We start from the raw sequence: 15582 nt of genomic DNA, 5'->3' as shown, positions 1-15582 counted from the left end.
ATTCGGTGACCCGGCCTGAGGTCCAGGCCTCCGTCAACGCGCTCGTGACGACCGCACCTCGGCTCCCTCCGCGTCAAGAAACCGCAACAGGGGGCTAGCGCATACCGAAGATTGCATACAGTATGGGCACAGGAGGTGCAGACGATGAGCAGGCGGAAGAAGACCGAGCCCTACGTGCGGCTGACCCAGCCACTGGTGCGCGACGCGGGAGTCCTGCGGCCGGCCACCTGGGACGAGGCGCTGGACAAGGCAGCAGAGGGCTTCCGCAGGAACGTGGCCAGCGGCGGCCCGGACGCGTTCGGCATGTTCTCCTGTGCGCGGGCCACCAACGAGATGAACTACATGGCCCAGAAGTTCACCAGGGCCGTGATCGGGACGAACAACGTCGACAGCTGCAACCGGACCTGTCACGCCCCGAGCGTGGCCGGGCTGGCCAAGGTGTTCGGCAGTGGTGGCGGTACCTCCTCCTACCAGGAGATCGAGGACGCCGACCTGATCGTGCTCTGGGGGTCGAACGCACGAGAGGCGCACCCGATCTTCTTCCAGCACGTGCTGAAGGCGGTCAACAAGGGCGCGAAGCTGTACGTGGTCGACCCGCGGCTGACCAGCACCGGCAAGTGGGCGCACGGGTGGTTGCGGCTCAAGGTCGGCACGGACATCCCGCTGGCGCACGCGATCGCGCGGGAGATCATCGCGTCGAACCTCACGAACATGTCGTTCGTCGAGCGGGCGACCGAGGGCTTCCAGGAGTTCGTGAAGGCCGTCGAGCCGTGGACGTTGCCGGTCGCCGAGCTGGAGACCGGTGTGCCGGCCGGGCTCATTCGCGAGCTCGCGCACGCCTACGCCAAGGCTGATCGCGGTCAGCTCAGCTGGACGCTCGGGATCACCGAGCACCACAACGGCACCGACAACGTGCTGAGCCTCATCAACCTGGCGCTGCTGACCGGTCAGGTCGGGCGGTACGGGGCGGGGCTGAACCCGTTGCGCGGGCAGAACAACGTGCAGGGTGGCGGCGACATGGGCGCCATTCCCGACCGGCTGCCCGGCTTCCAGGACATCACCGATCCCGGTGTCGCCAAGAAGTTCAACGACGCCTGGGGTTCGAACTTCAAGGCCTCCAAGGGGTGGAACCTCACCCAGATGCTGGAGGCGATGGAACGCGGTGACATGACCACCGTGTACATCATCGGCGAGAACCCGGTGCAGTCCGAGGCCGACTGCGAGCACACGATCAAGCGGCTGTCCAACCTGGACCACGTCGTGGTGCAGGACATCTTCCTCACCAAGACCGCTCAGCTCGCGCACGTCGTGCTGCCCGCCGCCGCGGCGTGGTGCGAGACCGACGGCACGTTCACGAACAGCGAGCGCCGGGTTCAGCGAGTCAGGAAAGCACTCACCCCACCAGAGGGTGCGCGCGACGACATCGAGATCATGGGCGAGATCGCGACCCGGCTCGGCGCGGACTGGCAGCACAAGACCGGCCAGGACGTGTGGGACGAGCTGCGCAGCCTGTCGCCGATCCACACCGGCATGACCTACGACCGGCTGGAGAAGCTCGGCGGCATCCAGTGGCCGTGCCCGGACGAGGACTCCCTCGAACCGAGCTTCCTGCACGGCCGGTTGTGGGAGGAGGACCCGGTCAAGCGCGGCATGCCCGCGACGTTCTCGCCGGTGCGGCACAGCCCGCCCGTCGACGAGCTGACCGAGGACTTCCCGTTCCGGCTCACCACCGGGCGGCGGCTCGACTCCTACAACACCGGGGTGCAGTCGCACGGGTTCGAGTCGCCGCTGCGCATGGGCGAGACGCTCGACCTGTGCCCGCAGGACGCCGAGACGCTCGGGGTCGTCGCGGGCGAGGAGGTGGCGATCACGAGCAGGCGCGGGCAGATCCAGGCGCCGGTGCGGATCGACGACGGACTGACGCCGGGTCTGGTGTTCATGACGTTCCACTTCCCGGACGAGATCGACGTCAACGTGCTCACGATCGAGGCGACCTGCCCGATCGCGGGAACGGCGGAGTACAAGGCCGCGGCAATCCGCATCGAGAAGCTTCCGGTGAAGGTGGGCTGAGTGGATCTCAAACTGCTCGACGTCGAGCCGTCCGAGGCCGAACGCGTCGTCGTGGACCTGTTCACCGGCATGGGCCGGGACCAGCTGTTGCCCGCCCTGCACGCGGTCAACGACCGGGTGGGCTGGATCAGCCAGGGCGCGCTGAACCACATCTGCCGCGTCCTGCACGTCCCGCCGGCCGAGGCGTACGGGGTGGCGAGCTTCTACTCGCTGTTCTCGCTGACCGAACGGCAGGCGTTGGTCGTGCACGTCTGCGTCGACCTGGCCTGCCAGGTCAACGGCGCGAAGTCGTTGTGCGACAGGCTGACCGGCGAACTCGGGCCGGCGGGGGCGAAGAGCGGCTGGTTGCGCAGCCCGTGTCTCGGGGTGTGCGAGAAGGCTCCGGTCGCGCTCGCGTTCGAGGCGGGGGAGGTGGCGACGGAGCAGCTCCTGGCGCCCACCGACGCCGACGAGGTGATCGCGGTGGCGGCCGCCGGTCCCTCTCCTGTGAACGGTGAGCGCGCGGAGGTGCCGCAGGCGGGATGTCCTGATCTGCGGCTGCTGAAGCGGGTCGGCGTCGTCGATCCGGAGTCGCTCGACGACTACCGGGCGACGGGCGGCTACGCGGCGTTGCGGACGGCTCTCCTCCTGGGACCGTCCGGGGTGATTCGCGAGGTCACCGACGCCAAGCTGATGGGCCGCGGCGGTGCGGCGTTCCCGACGGGACGCAAGTGGGACGCGACCGCCCGCCAGCCCGTGCGCCCGCATTACCTGGTGTGCAACGCGGACGAGAGCGAGCCCGGCACGTTCAAGGACCGCCTGCTGATGGAGGGCGACCCGTACGCGGTGATCGAGTCGATGACGATCGCCGGGTTCGCGGCCGGCTGCTCACGTGGCTACCTCTACCTGCGCGGCGAGTACCCGCGGGCGCTGCACCTGCTGCGCAACGCCATAGCGCGGGCTCGTGAGCGCAACTACCTCGGCGAGAACATCATGGGCCACCAGGGGTTCTCGTTCGACATCGAGATCCGCCGCGGCGCGGGCGCGTACATCTGCGGCGAGGAAACGGCGATCTTCAACTCCATCGAGGGCTTCCGCGGTGAACCGAGGTCGAAGCCCCCGTTCCCGGTGGAGTCGGGGCTCTTCGGCAAACCGACGGTGGTCAACAACGTGGAGACGCTGGTCAACGTGCCGGTCATCCTCACGGAGGGGTGCGAGGCCTACACCCGCATCGGCACCTCCGGCTCGGCGGGCCCGAAGCTCTTCTGCCTGTCGGGCAACATCAGTCGTCCGGGCGTGTACGAGGTGCCGTTCGGCACCACGCTCGGAGAACTCCTCGCCCTGGCGGGTGGCGTGCCGCCAGGCCGGGAGCTGCGAGCGGTACTGCTCGGCGGGGCGGCAGGCGGGTTCGTCCGCCCGGACGAGCTCGACCTGCCGCTCACCATGGAGGACGCGCGGACGGCGAACGCCACGCTCGGCTCCGGCGTCGTGCTGGTGCTCGACGACACGGCGGACCTGGGCAGCTTCCTGTTGCGCATCGCCGCGTTCTTCCGCGACGAGTCGTGCGGGCAGTGCGTGCCGTGCCGGATCGGCACCGTGCGCCAGGAGGAAGCGATGCACCGGCTGGTGGGCAAGCGCCCGCTCAGCACGAGCGCGGAGGATCTCCAGCTGCTGCGGGAGGTCGGGCAGGTCATGCGCGACTCGTCCATCTGCGGTCTGGGCCAAACAGCTTGGAACGCCATCGAATCAGCCCTCGACCGCCTGGGTTACGCAGAGGAGGCAGCATCATGATCGTCGAAATCGGCCTCCCGAAGCGCCTGGTCGAGCTGACCCTGGACGGCGAGTCCGTGCGCGTGCCGGAAGGCGCGACGATCCTGGACGCCTGCACGGCCAAGGGGAAGTCGATCCCCACGCTCTGCTACGGCGACACCCTGAAACCGGCGAACGCCTGCCGCGTCTGCATGGTCGAGGTCGAGGGCTCCCGCACGCTGGTGCCGTCGTGCTCGCGCAAGGTCGAGCCGGGCATGGTCGTGCGCACGGAGTCCGAGCGCACGCAGCACAGCCGCAAGCTGGTCCTGGAACTTCTCGGGTCCGCGACGGACCTCTCCACCACGCCGCACGTGGACGGGTGGATGTCCGCGTGCGGTGCCGACCCCTCCCGGTTCGGCCCGCCGGCACCGCCGTCGGCCGACCGGGACGACCGCCGTCCGGGGGAGCACGAGGAACCCGACGGCCAGACGGCCGCCACCGTGCGGCAACCGGCCAAAGTGGACAATCCGCTCTACGTCCGCGACCTGGGCAAGTGCATCATGTGTTACAAGTGCGTCGACGCGTGCGGCGACCAGTGGCAGAACACCTTCGCGATCTCGGTGGCGGGCCGTGGTTTCGACTCGCGGATCTCCACGGAGTTCTCCACTCCGCTGCCCGACAGCGCCTGCGTCTACTGCGGCAACTGCATCGAGGTCTGTCCGACGGGGGCGCTGAGCTTCAAGCGCGAGTACGACAAGCGCGAGGACGGCACCTGGGACGAAGAGGCCCAGACGCAGACCACGACCATCTGCACGTTCTGCGGTGTCGGGTGCAACCTCACCCTGCACGTGCAGGACAACGAGATCGTGAAGGTCACCTCGCCGCACGAAAGCACGGTCACGCACGGAAACCTGTGCATCAAGGGCCGTTTCGGCTGGCAGCACGTGCAAAATCGCTGATCAAGCATCCGGGAGGGCGCTCCGATGTCGTTGATCCTCAAGCCCGGCACGTCGTGGCACGACGTCTACTCGCAGTGCGTGAAGGTCGCACCCGAAGCGTTCCACGACGATCGGCTGCTCAACCACTTCGGCGGCGAGTGGAGCCGTTCCGGCGAACCGGTGCCCGCCACCAGCCCGGTCGACGGTTCCACCATCGCGGGCCCGCCGTTCCTCGACTTCGAGGTCGCGGGCCGGGCGGTCGTCGCGGCCGTCGACCAGCACATCGAGTGGCGCACCGTGCCGCTCGCGGAACGCAAAGCGCGCGTCTCCGCGGCCTTGGACGCACTCACCGAGCACCGCGACCTGCTGTCGTTGCTGCTGGTGTGGGAGATCGGCAAGCCGTGGCGGCTCGCCACGGCCGACGTCGACCGCTGCATCGAGGGCGTGCGCTGGTACGTCGACGAGATCGACTCGATGCTGGCCGGCCGTTCCCCGCTGAACGGCCCGGTCAGCAACGTCGCCTCGTGGAACTACCCGATGAGCGTGCTGATGCACGCGATGCTGGTGCAGGCGCTGGCGGGCAACGCCGTCATCGCCAAGGCGCCGACGGACGGCGGTGTCAGCTGCCTGACGCTGGCGACCGCGCTGGCCGTCCGGTCGGGACTGCCGTTGACCCTCGTGTCCGGGAGCGGGAGCGAGCTCGCACCGGTGCTCGTCGGGTCGTCGTTCCTGGGCTGCGTGTCCTTCGTAGGTGGCCGTGACGTCGGCAGCGCCATCGCGACGCGCCTGGTCGACTCGAACCGGCGGCACGTCCTGGAGCAGGAGGGCCTGAACTGCTGGGGCGTCTGGGAGACCGACTCCTGGGACATGCTCGGCACGCAGATCCGCAAGGCCTTCGACTACGCCAAGCAGCGCTGCACCGCCTACCCGCGCTACGTCGTGCAGCGGTCGCTGTTCGACAAGTTCCTCAGCGTCTACCTGCCCGCGGTGCGGGACGTGAAGTTCGGGCACCCGCTCGCCGTCGCCACACCCGGCGACGCGCTGCCGGAACTGGACTTCGGGCCGCTGATCAACGACGCGAAGGCCAAGGAGCTCGGCGACGTCGTGGACGAGGCGATCCGGGCCGGCGGCGTGCCGCTGTACCGGGGATCGGTGGACTCCGGCCGGTTCCTGCCGGGCCAGCAGACCGCCGCGTACCTCGCGCCGGTCGCGATCCTCGACCCGCCGCGCTCGTCGGTGCTGCACCACGCCGAGCCGTTCGGGCCGGTCGACACGATCGTCCTGGTCGACACCGAGGCCGAGCTGCTGGCCGCGATGAACGCCTCGAACGGTGCCCTGGTCGCGTCGCTGGCCTGCGACGACGAGGCGACCGCGCGGCGGCTGAGCGCAGACCTGCAGGCGTTCAAGGTCGGCATCAACAAGCCCCGGTCGAGGGGTGACCGGGACGAGGTGTTCGGCGGCCGCGGCGCCTCCTGGCGCGGCGCGTTCGTAGGCGGCGCGTTGCTGGTCCACGCCGTCACCGAGGGTCCGCCCGACGAACGGCCGTACGGCAACTTCCCCTCCTACTCGCTCTACCCGCCCACGTGACGTACCGGGCGGACCTGCTCCGCGTCGTGCAGGCCGTGGTGGCGCCGAACGCCGCGGACGTCGACCAGCACTCCAGGTTCCCGCGCGCCGCCGTGAACGCACTGGGCGCCCGCGGCCTGCTCGGGATGACGATCTCCCGCACGGTCGGCGGGGGAGGCCAGGACGTCCGGTCGGCCGGCAGGGTGGTCGAGGAGGTGGCAAGAGTCTGCGGCGCAACGGCTTCCGTCCTGCGCTCGCACTACTCCGCGGCCGCCGTGCTCGACCGGTCGGGCCCGCACTGGTTGCGGTCCGAGATCGCGGCGGGCCGGCACCTGTCGACGCTGGCGGCTTTCGGTCCGTCCGGAGAGATGTCGACGCACGGCGATGTCGTGCAGGTGCGGGCGCGCAAGAGCTGGGTGATCGCGGCCGGCGAGGCGGACAGCTACGTCTGGTCGTGCGGCCCGGCGTTGTGGCTCGTCCCCGCCGAGGCGCCGGGGCTGCTGGTGCCGGCCGACCACGCAGGGATGGGCCTGCGGGGGACCGTCGCCACCTGCGTGGAGGCCGATCCCGTGCGAGTACCCGCCTCCAACCGGCTCTGGTCCGAGGAGCTCGCGTTCCCGTGGTTCGTGGTGCTCGGGGCCGCGGTGTCCCTGGGACTGATGGAAGGTGCGCTGGCAGCGGCCATCGGGCACCTCGGTGGCGGTGATCCGCGCACCCGGTCGGACCTGGCCCGGATGCGGCTGCGCACCGACGCGGTCAGGGTGCTGTACAACGACACCCTGTCCGCGGTGACGTGGCATCCGGAACGGTCGGGCGACCGCGTCCGGCTGCTGGCGGTCACCGCGACCGAGGCCGCGGTGGCGGTGACGGACCTGGCGATGAAGGTGTGCGGGGACGCGGCCTTCCGCCGTGATCTCGGCATCGAGCGCCGGTTCCGCGACGCGCGGGCGGCGGCCGCGATCGAGCCGACGGTCGACCAGCTGCTGGACTCAGTCGAGATTTGAGGCCAGCGGCAGGAAGTAGACGAGAGCGTCGTTCACGCCGTCGAGCCCGATGACGTCGTGGGCGATGTCGTCGTAGAACCCGCCGACCAGTCCCGTGCGGATGCCCAGGTTCGCCGCCGTGACGGTGAGGTTCTGGGCGAGGTGCCCGGCCTCGGTGAACGCGAACCTGAGCGCTCGCAGGCCGTAGGTCTGCCGCAGTGCGCCGAGCCTGATGTAGAGGGCCAGAACAGCCGGGGTTCCGGCCAGTTCGGTGGTGCCGGGTCCGAACCACATCGAGGTCGCTTCCAGGTCGTCGATCGACGGCGCCTCGCCGAACCACGTCAGGGCGCGCTCGACCTCGTTGACCTCGTAGCGACCTCGGGCCAGGCCGTCGACGTCCAGCGCGATGAGCCTGATCCTCGCGCAGTACTGGGCTCCCGCGCTCGGGTACGGCCACCGGCCGTCCTGGGGGGACATGGCGTTCCACAGCAGGGTGCCGAGCTGTTCGGCGTTCAGGTCACCGGTGAGGTCACGGCTGGTCCTGCGGGCTCTGAGCGTGTCGGTGTCCACTGTGGAAGGAAGTGAGGTGGTGGACGGCCACGACTGGCGGGGAGCCGCGGTCTTGCGGGGGAGCTGGTCGGTGAAGCCGGGCAGGAACTTGCTCGCCTCCAGGTAGCGGCGGTCCGGCGCGGTCTCGCCGTCGTCGTGGAAGTCCGTCAGGCCGTGGGGGGACATGGCGGCGGCCGCGGTGGTCCAGCAGATCATGCGTTCTTCGTTGGGCGTGATGCCCAAGCGGTTGAGCAGCATGTGCAGCTGTGAGGCCCAGACGTACGGCAGCCAGACGTCGAGTTGGTGCTTGGCCTCGCTGATCGTGGTGCGCCAGTGGGCGACCGCGCCTCGTGGCTCGCGGTGCCAGCGTGCGGCCAGGTCGCGGCCGCGCTTGGCCATGAGCTGGTTCGCGGCGTGCTGGGAGCCGATGGTGGGCACGGGCGCCTGTTCCCGGACGTTGCGCCAGCCGGAACCGAGGCTGCGCAACCAGCTCGCGGCCTGTGGCAGGTTCAGGTCGAGCGCCTTCGCCGTGGCGATCGTGAGGTCGATGGCGGCGGTGAGGCGGGCACTGTCCGTGCGGGTCGCCTTGAGCACGGCGACAGCGACCTCCGTGCTGTGGCAGAACACCTCTTCGGCGATCGGCAGTGCCTGCCGGCCGCCGTACCGCTCGGTCTCCGGGACGTACTCGACCTCGCGGACGTCGCCGTGCGGGAGCCAGTCCGGCTCGCCCGGTTCCTGCTGGAAGTCCTGCGCAGCGATGAGTTCCCGCAGTTGCACCTCGAGTTTGTCCACGTTCTGCGCGTTCCTGATCCTGACCCGGAGGTGCGGGCCGGTCTCCCAGTAGCGCAGGAAGTACCACTCCTGGCCGGCCAACGCGGGGGCCAGGGCGTCGGCGATGAACGCGTCGAGGTCCGCTCGGTTCCAGTTCACCCTGCAGTGCAGGCCGGTCCAGGTCACAGCTGCTCCAACGGTGGTTCAGGGGAACGGGTGGGGATGGCCGGCGGTCGTGCCGAGGCGGGGCAGGCCCGTCGTCCGGCGGTGCAGGTGGCCGAACGTCATGGGCAGCGCGCCCGGCACGACGACCTTGGCGCAGTGCAGTCCCAGGGTGTTCGTGGTGTGCGGGTCGGACTGGTCGACCGCGATCAGCTCCAGGCCTTTGCCGCGAAGGTCTTCCGTGTACCGGTCGAGCAGATCGCGCAGGTCGGTGTGGTCTCGCCGGTCGGGGAGGACCTGCGGTGGCTCGTCGCTGACCAGGTTCGCGTACCGCTCCCTCGCCTCCGGCAGGGTGTTGACGGCGACGTGGTCGTCCATGCTCCGGACCTGCGCCGGGTCGTGCAGGAGGTTCAGCAGGCGTTCCCTGCGGTAGTTCCCGGGCCTTGCCCTGGCGCGGTCGGCGAACGCCTCGACGTCCACGGCCACCTCGACGGCGGCCGACCGCAGGGCCTTCGCGGGATCCGGGCTGGCGCCGGCGGCGAAGAACGCCTGGGGCAGACCAGTTCTGGTGGTCCTGGCGAGGGTCAGCACGGCCGGGATGCCCAGGTCATTGGTGGCGTTGAGGAAGAGCAGCTCGTAGCCGAGTTCTTCGAGCCGGTCGGCGAGGTGGTGCAGCAGCGGGTCGGGTGGGAGCTTGATCCTGGTCAGCGGCGTCTGGGCGTACCAGGCCATCAGGAACGCGTCGCGTTCGGCCACCTCGAACAGGCCGTGCAGCACCGCCTCGGTCAGGCTGTTGCCGACCCCGCAGCCGTTGGACGTCTCGTGGACGAACCGCTGTTCTGCCGGCGTGTTCGCCGCCCAGTACGCGACCTGTTCCGGTATTAGGATCGGCCTTTCGCTGGTGTACGACCAGCCTTCGGCCCAGCGCATCCTCAGGTCCGGGTGGTAGGCGTTGCCGAAGTCGTTGAGGCCCAGGCGTTGCGGGTCGAGCGCCTGGTCCGGTCCCAGTTCGGCGAACGAGGCCTCCCTCGGGTCCGGGTGGCGCGGACGCATGCCGTTGCGGCGTTCGATCGCCTCGAAGACGGCGATGCGTTCGGCCTCTTCGAACGACGTGGTGCGCCCGTAACCGGCGGTGTGGGAGTCGAGCTCGGCGGTGACCGTGGCGAGCGGCAGGTCTCCCGTGCGGAACAGCGCGGTGACCGGTCCGTGCCGGAAGTCGACCACGGCGTCCTTCACCCCGGTGCTCCTGTTCGGGGTGCGGAGTTCGCCGTTGGGGGTTTTGGTCTCCTCGTTGGGCTCGGGCGTCGGGGAGCAGCAGTCGCCGGGCGTGACGCGGTGGGTGGACACCAGTCCCAGGTCGGTGCGGATGGCGATCACGGTGTCGTGTTCCCGGTTTTCGAGTGCGGCCACCAGGGGCAGGAACGCCGGTGCGGTCAGACCTCTCAGCCGCACGTCGCGGGGCGCCTTGGCCGTTGCCAGCCGTGCGGTCTCCGCGCAGCCGACGCAGACGCCCGTGGTCGGGCCGAGGAGGGTGAGGCCTCCGTCCACGCGGGTCATCGGTACGCCCTGAGGCCGGCGGCGCGGAGTTCGGGGTCGAGCTGGAGCGGCCGGATCCTGACGCCGGGCAGCATCGCGATCGCCTGCTGGAGTCGTTCTTCGCGGTCCCGCACGTCGGCGGGCCAGTGCCATTGCCGGGTGACCCAGCCGGGGTGGTCGGCGGGCTCGAGCGGAGCGGCGCCGTTGAGGTGCGCGGTGCCGGCGCGGCCCGCCTGGGCGTACCCGGTGGCGGCCAAGGAGGCGAACGCCACCGCGTCCGCGGCCGTCGCCTCGACCGCCCACGCGAGGACGCGCTGCCCGTTGCTGATCTCCGCCTTGTGGACGCCGGGTGCGAGGCGCTCGGTCCTGACCACCGCGGGGATGCCGAACCTCGCGGTCAGCGCCTTCCACCACCGGTGCGCGGTCGGGTCGCTGGTCCACTCGTGGGCGTCGGCCGGCTCGCCCCGGTGGTGGCGTGCGGCCAGGCGGAGGGCGGCACCTCGGGCGTGGGCATCGTCGATGCCGATCACGCCGTCGGTCTTGAGGGCGTTGAGGGCGGCGTTGAGACGGGCGCTGCCGGCCGTGGTGCCGATGCCCAGCGCGTCTCCGGAGGTGGCGAGGCTGGCCGGGACCTGGGGGAGGGAGCCGAACGCCGGGGTGTCGACCGGGCCGAGTTCGTGGTCGGTGAGGGCTTCGAGCGCTCGCCACGGGTCTGGCGGGGGAGGGCCCTGCAGGAGTGGGTGGTAGGTGGCGGTGAGCGGGTCGGCGCGGGCGACCAGGACCATCGGGTAGGTGCCCGTGGCGAGTTCGGCCGCGGGATCCGGCAGGCCGGCGAGGGCGCAGACCAGGCGGTGCACGGCGGCGGATCCGATGAGGGCGGCCAAGATCTCGGGAGGTCCGCCCGTGACTCCGAGCCGCGCGCCGACACTCGTAGTGACTTCAGTGTTGACCGAAATCAAGCGTTCGGCCGTGGGCGCGAGCACGTAGCCGACATCGGATCCGCAATCCGCCAGGACGACGAGGTCTCCCGCGGACACCACGAGTTCGCGGTCGCCGGCCGCGTCCGACCGCTGCACCGCCAGTCCTACCGCCTCCGCCGCCCGGACGGCCGCACCCGCCAGCACCCCGCTGCCCGCCACGAGCAGTGCGACCGCGTGGAGCCGCCGCCAGGCCTCCACCGGTTCCGCGGCCGCCGACTCCAGCCAGGCAGCCACCTCCGGAGCAGGCGCGTCGGCACCCCACGACGGCATCTCGACCAGCATGTCGTGCTCCCACAACTGTTCCAGGATCAGCGAAACCGCGGCCCGCACGGCCGGAGCGGTGCCTTCGGGCACCTCCAGGGAGGCTCGCGGGAGCCCCGCCTGCAGTTGCGGGGCCAGGCGTTGCCACACCTTCCACAGGCCGGAACCGCCGGAGAGCGTGCAACTCGAGGCCCAGCCCCGCAGATGCAGGCCGTCGGCGGTCGGGGTGGCCTGGACGACCGGGCGCAGCCGTACGAGCATGCGCGTCACCCGGCCTTCGGCAGTGCCGCGAACTGTTCGGCCCACGTGGTGCCCAGGACCTGCTGTGCCGCGTTGGCGAGGAGGTGGGCCGCGGCGTAGCGCTCCATCGGCGTGACGTCGCAGATCGCCAGCAGCTGGTATAGGACGTTCGTGCCGATGCGGTAGACGGCCATCGAGCGAGCGATCGCCGGGTCGGAGAGGTCCACGGTCCACATCGCGGTGTGGTAGTCGCTGAACTTCGTTCGCTCGCCGTAGTTGTAACGGCGGATCGCGTCCTCGTCGCCGATCTCGTAGGCGCGTTCCCCGTGGCGGGGGTTGGGGTCCGCGGTGAGCAGGCCCGCGTCGTAGCGTTCCTGGGTGGTCAGGCGCAGCGCGATGGTCCAGGTCTGCCAGGCCGCTTCCAGGTGGGTGGTGGGGTGGCCCAGCGCCACCTGTTCGACCAGGGCGCGGGCGGCGGAGGCGTTCGCGGTCCAGATCGAGTCGAGTCTGGACCGGACGGTGCCGCTGGCGTCGTTGGCCAGCAGGAAGTCTTCCACGTGCGAGACGAACGAGTGGTAGCCGTACTGAAGGCCGGCCGGGTAACGGCTGGCGTGGACGGCCATCGCGGTCAGCGCGAGGGTTGCGCGCGGGACGGAGAAGGAGTGGCGCAAGGCCGGAATGCCGAGCCGGAGTCCTTCTGCACGCACGGCGATGTGCGCCTCTGACAGGAGTGAGCGCAGCCGCGTGTCGTCGGTCGGTTCGATGCGCACGGAGTTGTTGGGGTGGAACGGAGTGAACGGCGGCAGGATCAGTTCGGCGACGGCCGCGGTCTCGGCGTGGGCGAGCAGAGAAGCCCCGTCGAGTTCCACAGTGGACGGATGTGCGGCCAGGTACGAGCGGAGCAGGGTGGCCAGCAGCAACGCCGCCGTCGGCGAGGACGGGCCGGACAGCACGACCCGCACGTGCGGGCCGTGCAGCCAGTGACGTTCTATGTGGCCCGTGACGTCGGAGAAGGCGGCTTCGGTGGCGGCGAGAGCGGGCAGGACGCCGTCGCGCAGCAGCGGTGCCTTGATCGGGTCGTGGTAGTAGCAGACGACGTCGGTCATCCGGCCCTCCGGTAGGTCTCCGCGACGACCTCCAGCACCTGTCCGGACGGCACCGGAAGTGCCTCGGTCAGCCGGACGTGGTCGCCGTAGCGGGGCGTCAGGCGGGGCAGGCAGCGCAGGTGCAGTGCGTTGGTGAGGTCGGCGTACTGCGGTTTCGGGCCGTTCACGCGCGCCTCGAAGTCCTCTCGGGAGGTGATGACGCCACCCATGCCCGCGAACAGCTGCGCCGGCATGCCGTACCGGGCGCGCAGCGCGGTCGCACCGGCCACGGACGAGAACGCCTCTTCCAGTGCGGCGGAGGGGAAGTCCCAGTAACGCCGGCCGAGCACGACGTCGCGGTAGCGCAGCCGATCGGCGACGCGCACGTCACCGCGAACCTCGACGGGCTGCAACGGCGAGAGGTCGGCCGCGCCGCACGAGAGGTCGGCGTGCAGGGCGGCGACGCGGTCGGGCAGCGAGATCGGCATGAGGTAGCCGAGGTACAGCACGTCCAGTACCGCACCGTTGTCCCGGCGCCGCAGTCGCAGCTCGTCGTTCTGCTGGTCGTGGAAGATCTCCAGCGCGTCCGGCGTGTGGTCCGCCCAGTGCGGGTCCTCGCCGATCTCGGCGCGCCCGAGCAGCGGGTGCAGGTTCGGGTTGAAGCCCTGCACCGGCCGGTACTCCGCGAACCCGCGCGGGAACACCCCGTCCAGCGTGGCCCGGACGGTCGCGTAGGCCTCGGGCGGGAGCAGGTCGAGGAACCGGCCGGGAAAGCGGCCGAACCCGTCGTAGACGTGGTTCACCACCAAACCGTCCGGCGACGGCTGGGCGAAGAACGAGTACGAGACCGGCCGGGTGTTCATCCACGAGGGCAGCAGGTCCGCGGCGGCGGTGACGACCTCGTCGGTGATCACGCCGTCCCGCACCAGATCGGCGACCTGGGCGCGGCTCGCCCCGAGACCACCGGTCGGCGCACCGGACATGGCCTCGTGCATCAGCGGTGCGCACTCGGCGAGGCGAGCGGATCGGCCGTGACCGAACTTCGCGACGAACAGGTCGCGCGAGTGCCGCCGGATCGCGAGGTGCCGGTCGAACAGCATCAGCAACGGGGTGAGGCCGGCCAGCGACCGCACGCCGTCGTAGCCGTGCGCACGGCCGAGCCGGAACGACTGGGGCAGCACGACGTCCTCGCTCAACGGCGTCACGCCGCCGAGATCTGCCCCGACGGCCGAACCCAGTTCGTCCCAGGCCGCGAAGAGGGCGGCGAGCGCGGCAGGCCGTTGCGCGGCGTCGACGTCGGCGAACGCCAGGGTGTCGCGGTAGATCGAGATGACCCGGTCGGCGAGCTCGGGACGTCCGGTGTCGCGCAGCCACGAGGCCAGCGCGGGGCAGGCGGCGGGATCCTGCGGGTCCGCCGGCAGCACCGGTACGAGCAGCTTGATGTCGAGCAGCAACGCGACGTAGTGCTGCGCGCGTTCGGACTCGCCGTCGGGCAGCCGGGTCGCGAGGGCGCTGGCGAGCTCGGCGGGGCTGATGCCCTTGGGGTTGGCGCCGGTGAGGCCGACGAGGAACTGCAGCGGCGCGCTCGACGCCAGTTCCACGTCCTCCTGGATGCCGACGTACGCGCGCAACGGCCCTCGCGCGGGAACGTCGCGGCGGAACTTCATCTGGCCGCCGTCGAGGTGCACGTCGGGGGCGAGGCGGTGCGGGTGGTCGAAGAGGTGCGCGCGGTCGGCGAGCAGGGCGGCGGTCAACCGCGACAGCAGCACCTGGTTGACCCGCGTGACGGCGACCGGCGTGCCCCAGTCGGGCGTGGGCGCGTCGGCGGACCAGGTGGCCCAGCCGACGGCGGCGTACCAGGACAGGGGACTGGTCTTCGACGTCGCGCGCAGGGCGTAGCGCAGCACGGCCGGTTCGGCCTTGCGGGAGCGCTTGTCACCGGCGCCGGCGCGCGCGAGTCCCTGCCACAGGTCGCGGCCGCTGAAGACGGCCGCCTTGCGCAGGGATTCGGTGCCGCACAACGACGCGAGGACCTCGCGTTCGGCGGCGAGCGCGTCCGGCAGGAGTCGCTCGATCTCCTCGGTCAGAGCGGCCCGCTGGTCCATCGCGGCCAGCCACTCGCCGAGCCGCGGAAAGCGCGACACCAGTGCGTCGGCCTCACCGCGCAGAGAGGCGCGGGGCGACCGTCCGTTGTGGACGTCGCGGCGCAACGGCAGCACGACGGTGCGGTGGTAGGAGTCGGAGTGCGTGCCGGCGCTGTCGTGCAACAGGTCCGAGACCGGGCCGGCCAACGACACCAGCGAGGCCTCCACCGCCGCCAGCGCCTCCACCGCCCGCCGGAACGGCGCTGCCGCCGCAGCGCCGTCCGGGTGCGGCAGGGCCGCCAGGCGCACGAGTGCGTATGGCGCTGTTTCTCCCTGCACGCGATCGCTCATGCGTTCTGGGCGGGAAGCTGGGGCTGGGTGCAGCTGCTGCACGACGAGCTGCCGCACGAGCACGACGACGCCCCACCGGACGCACCGGACTCCGGCAACGCGACCGAGTCGCGCAGGGAGGTGACCGCGAGGTCGCCGAGCTCCAGGTCGTCGGGGTCGAACGAGAGATCTTTCATGCCGTGTCCTCACGTCTTCAGTTGCCACGAACTCGCCCGAGGGCTGATCGGATCAGGCTGAAGAAACGCGATACGGCACGGATCGCACTTTGCTTGATCGGC

At 70.7% G+C, this 15582-nt stretch carries 11 protein-coding genes; 5 read left to right on the top strand and 6 right to left on the bottom strand.

From position 1 onward, the window contains the following. Positions 1–144 precede the first annotated feature (144 nt). The 5 genes from AB0M48_RS03045 to AB0M48_RS03025 are packed head-to-tail and all read left to right on the top strand — an operon-like array spanning position 145 to position 7306. Positions 145–2070, top strand: coding sequence for a molybdopterin-dependent oxidoreductase (locus AB0M48_RS03045; RefSeq protein WP_363835614.1), 1926 nt, complete (start codon positions 145–147; stop codon positions 2068–2070). After that, positions 2071–3840 (top strand): NAD(P)H-dependent oxidoreductase subunit E, encoded by a 1770-nt coding sequence (locus AB0M48_RS03040; RefSeq protein ID WP_363835613.1) that lies wholly within the window; start codon positions 2071–2073, stop codon positions 3838–3840. It abuts the gene before it with no gap. Beyond that, entirely contained in the window at positions 3837–4757 is a 921-nt protein-coding gene (locus AB0M48_RS03035) for a 2Fe-2S iron-sulfur cluster-binding protein (RefSeq protein WP_363835612.1), read from the top strand. Before AB0M48_RS03040 ends, AB0M48_RS03035 begins: the two co-directional genes overlap by 4 nt. Positions 4758–4781: 24 nt before the next feature. After that, positions 4782–6323 carry an aldehyde dehydrogenase family protein gene (locus tag AB0M48_RS03030; protein WP_363835611.1) on the top strand — a complete coding sequence of 514 codons (1542 nt, stop codon included), beginning with the start codon at positions 4782–4784 and terminating at the stop codon, positions 6321–6323. Continuing rightward, positions 6320–7306, top strand: a complete 987-nt coding sequence (locus AB0M48_RS03025) for an acyl-CoA dehydrogenase family protein (protein WP_363835610.1) — start codon at positions 6320–6322, stop codon at positions 7304–7306. Before AB0M48_RS03030 ends, AB0M48_RS03025 begins: the two co-directional genes overlap by 4 nt. Here AB0M48_RS03025 and AB0M48_RS03020 read toward each other — a convergent pair. Genes AB0M48_RS03020 through AB0M48_RS02995 form a run of 6 tightly spaced genes read right to left on the bottom strand, consistent with a single transcriptional unit; the run spans position 7292 to position 15480 of the window. Then, positions 7292–8791, bottom strand: a complete 1500-nt coding sequence (locus tag AB0M48_RS03020; protein WP_363835609.1) for a thiopeptide-type bacteriocin biosynthesis protein — start codon at positions 8789–8791, stop codon at positions 7292–7294. The genes AB0M48_RS03025 and AB0M48_RS03020 overlap by 15 nt on opposite strands. Positions 8792–8809: 18 nt before the next feature. Next, a complete protein-coding gene (locus AB0M48_RS03015) occupies positions 8810–10324 on the bottom strand; it encodes a YcaO-like family protein (protein WP_363835608.1) in 1515 nt (504 codons plus the stop codon). Beyond that, positions 10321–11805, bottom strand: a complete 1485-nt coding sequence (locus tag AB0M48_RS03010; RefSeq protein ID WP_363835607.1) for a hypothetical protein — start codon at positions 11803–11805, stop codon at positions 10321–10323. Before AB0M48_RS03010 ends, AB0M48_RS03015 begins: the two co-directional genes overlap by 4 nt. Positions 11806–11810: 5 nt before the next feature. Further along, the gene (locus AB0M48_RS03005) at positions 11811–12890 is read right to left on the bottom strand and encodes a hypothetical protein (protein WP_363835606.1); all 1080 of its coding nucleotides are present in this window, start codon (positions 12888–12890) and stop codon (positions 11811–11813) included. Continuing rightward, positions 12887–15304, bottom strand: coding sequence for a lantibiotic dehydratase (locus AB0M48_RS03000; RefSeq protein ID WP_363835605.1), 2418 nt, complete (start codon positions 15302–15304; stop codon positions 12887–12889). The genes AB0M48_RS03005 and AB0M48_RS03000 overlap by 4 nt, the downstream gene beginning before the upstream one ends. Then, a complete protein-coding gene (locus AB0M48_RS02995) occupies positions 15301–15480 on the bottom strand; it encodes a thiazolylpeptide-type bacteriocin (RefSeq protein ID WP_266040363.1) in 180 nt (59 codons plus the stop codon). Before AB0M48_RS02995 ends, AB0M48_RS03000 begins: the two co-directional genes overlap by 4 nt. Between the last annotated feature and the right edge of the window lie 102 nt (positions 15481–15582).

The sequence above is a fragment of the Lentzea sp. NPDC051208 genome (genome assembly GCF_040682435.1).
In the GTDB taxonomy this organism is placed as follows: Bacteria; Actinomycetota; Actinomycetes; order Mycobacteriales; family Pseudonocardiaceae; genus Lentzea; species Lentzea kristufekii.
Note: the sequence above shows the minus strand (reverse complement) of the source record. Positions and strands in the feature narration are given on the sequence as shown.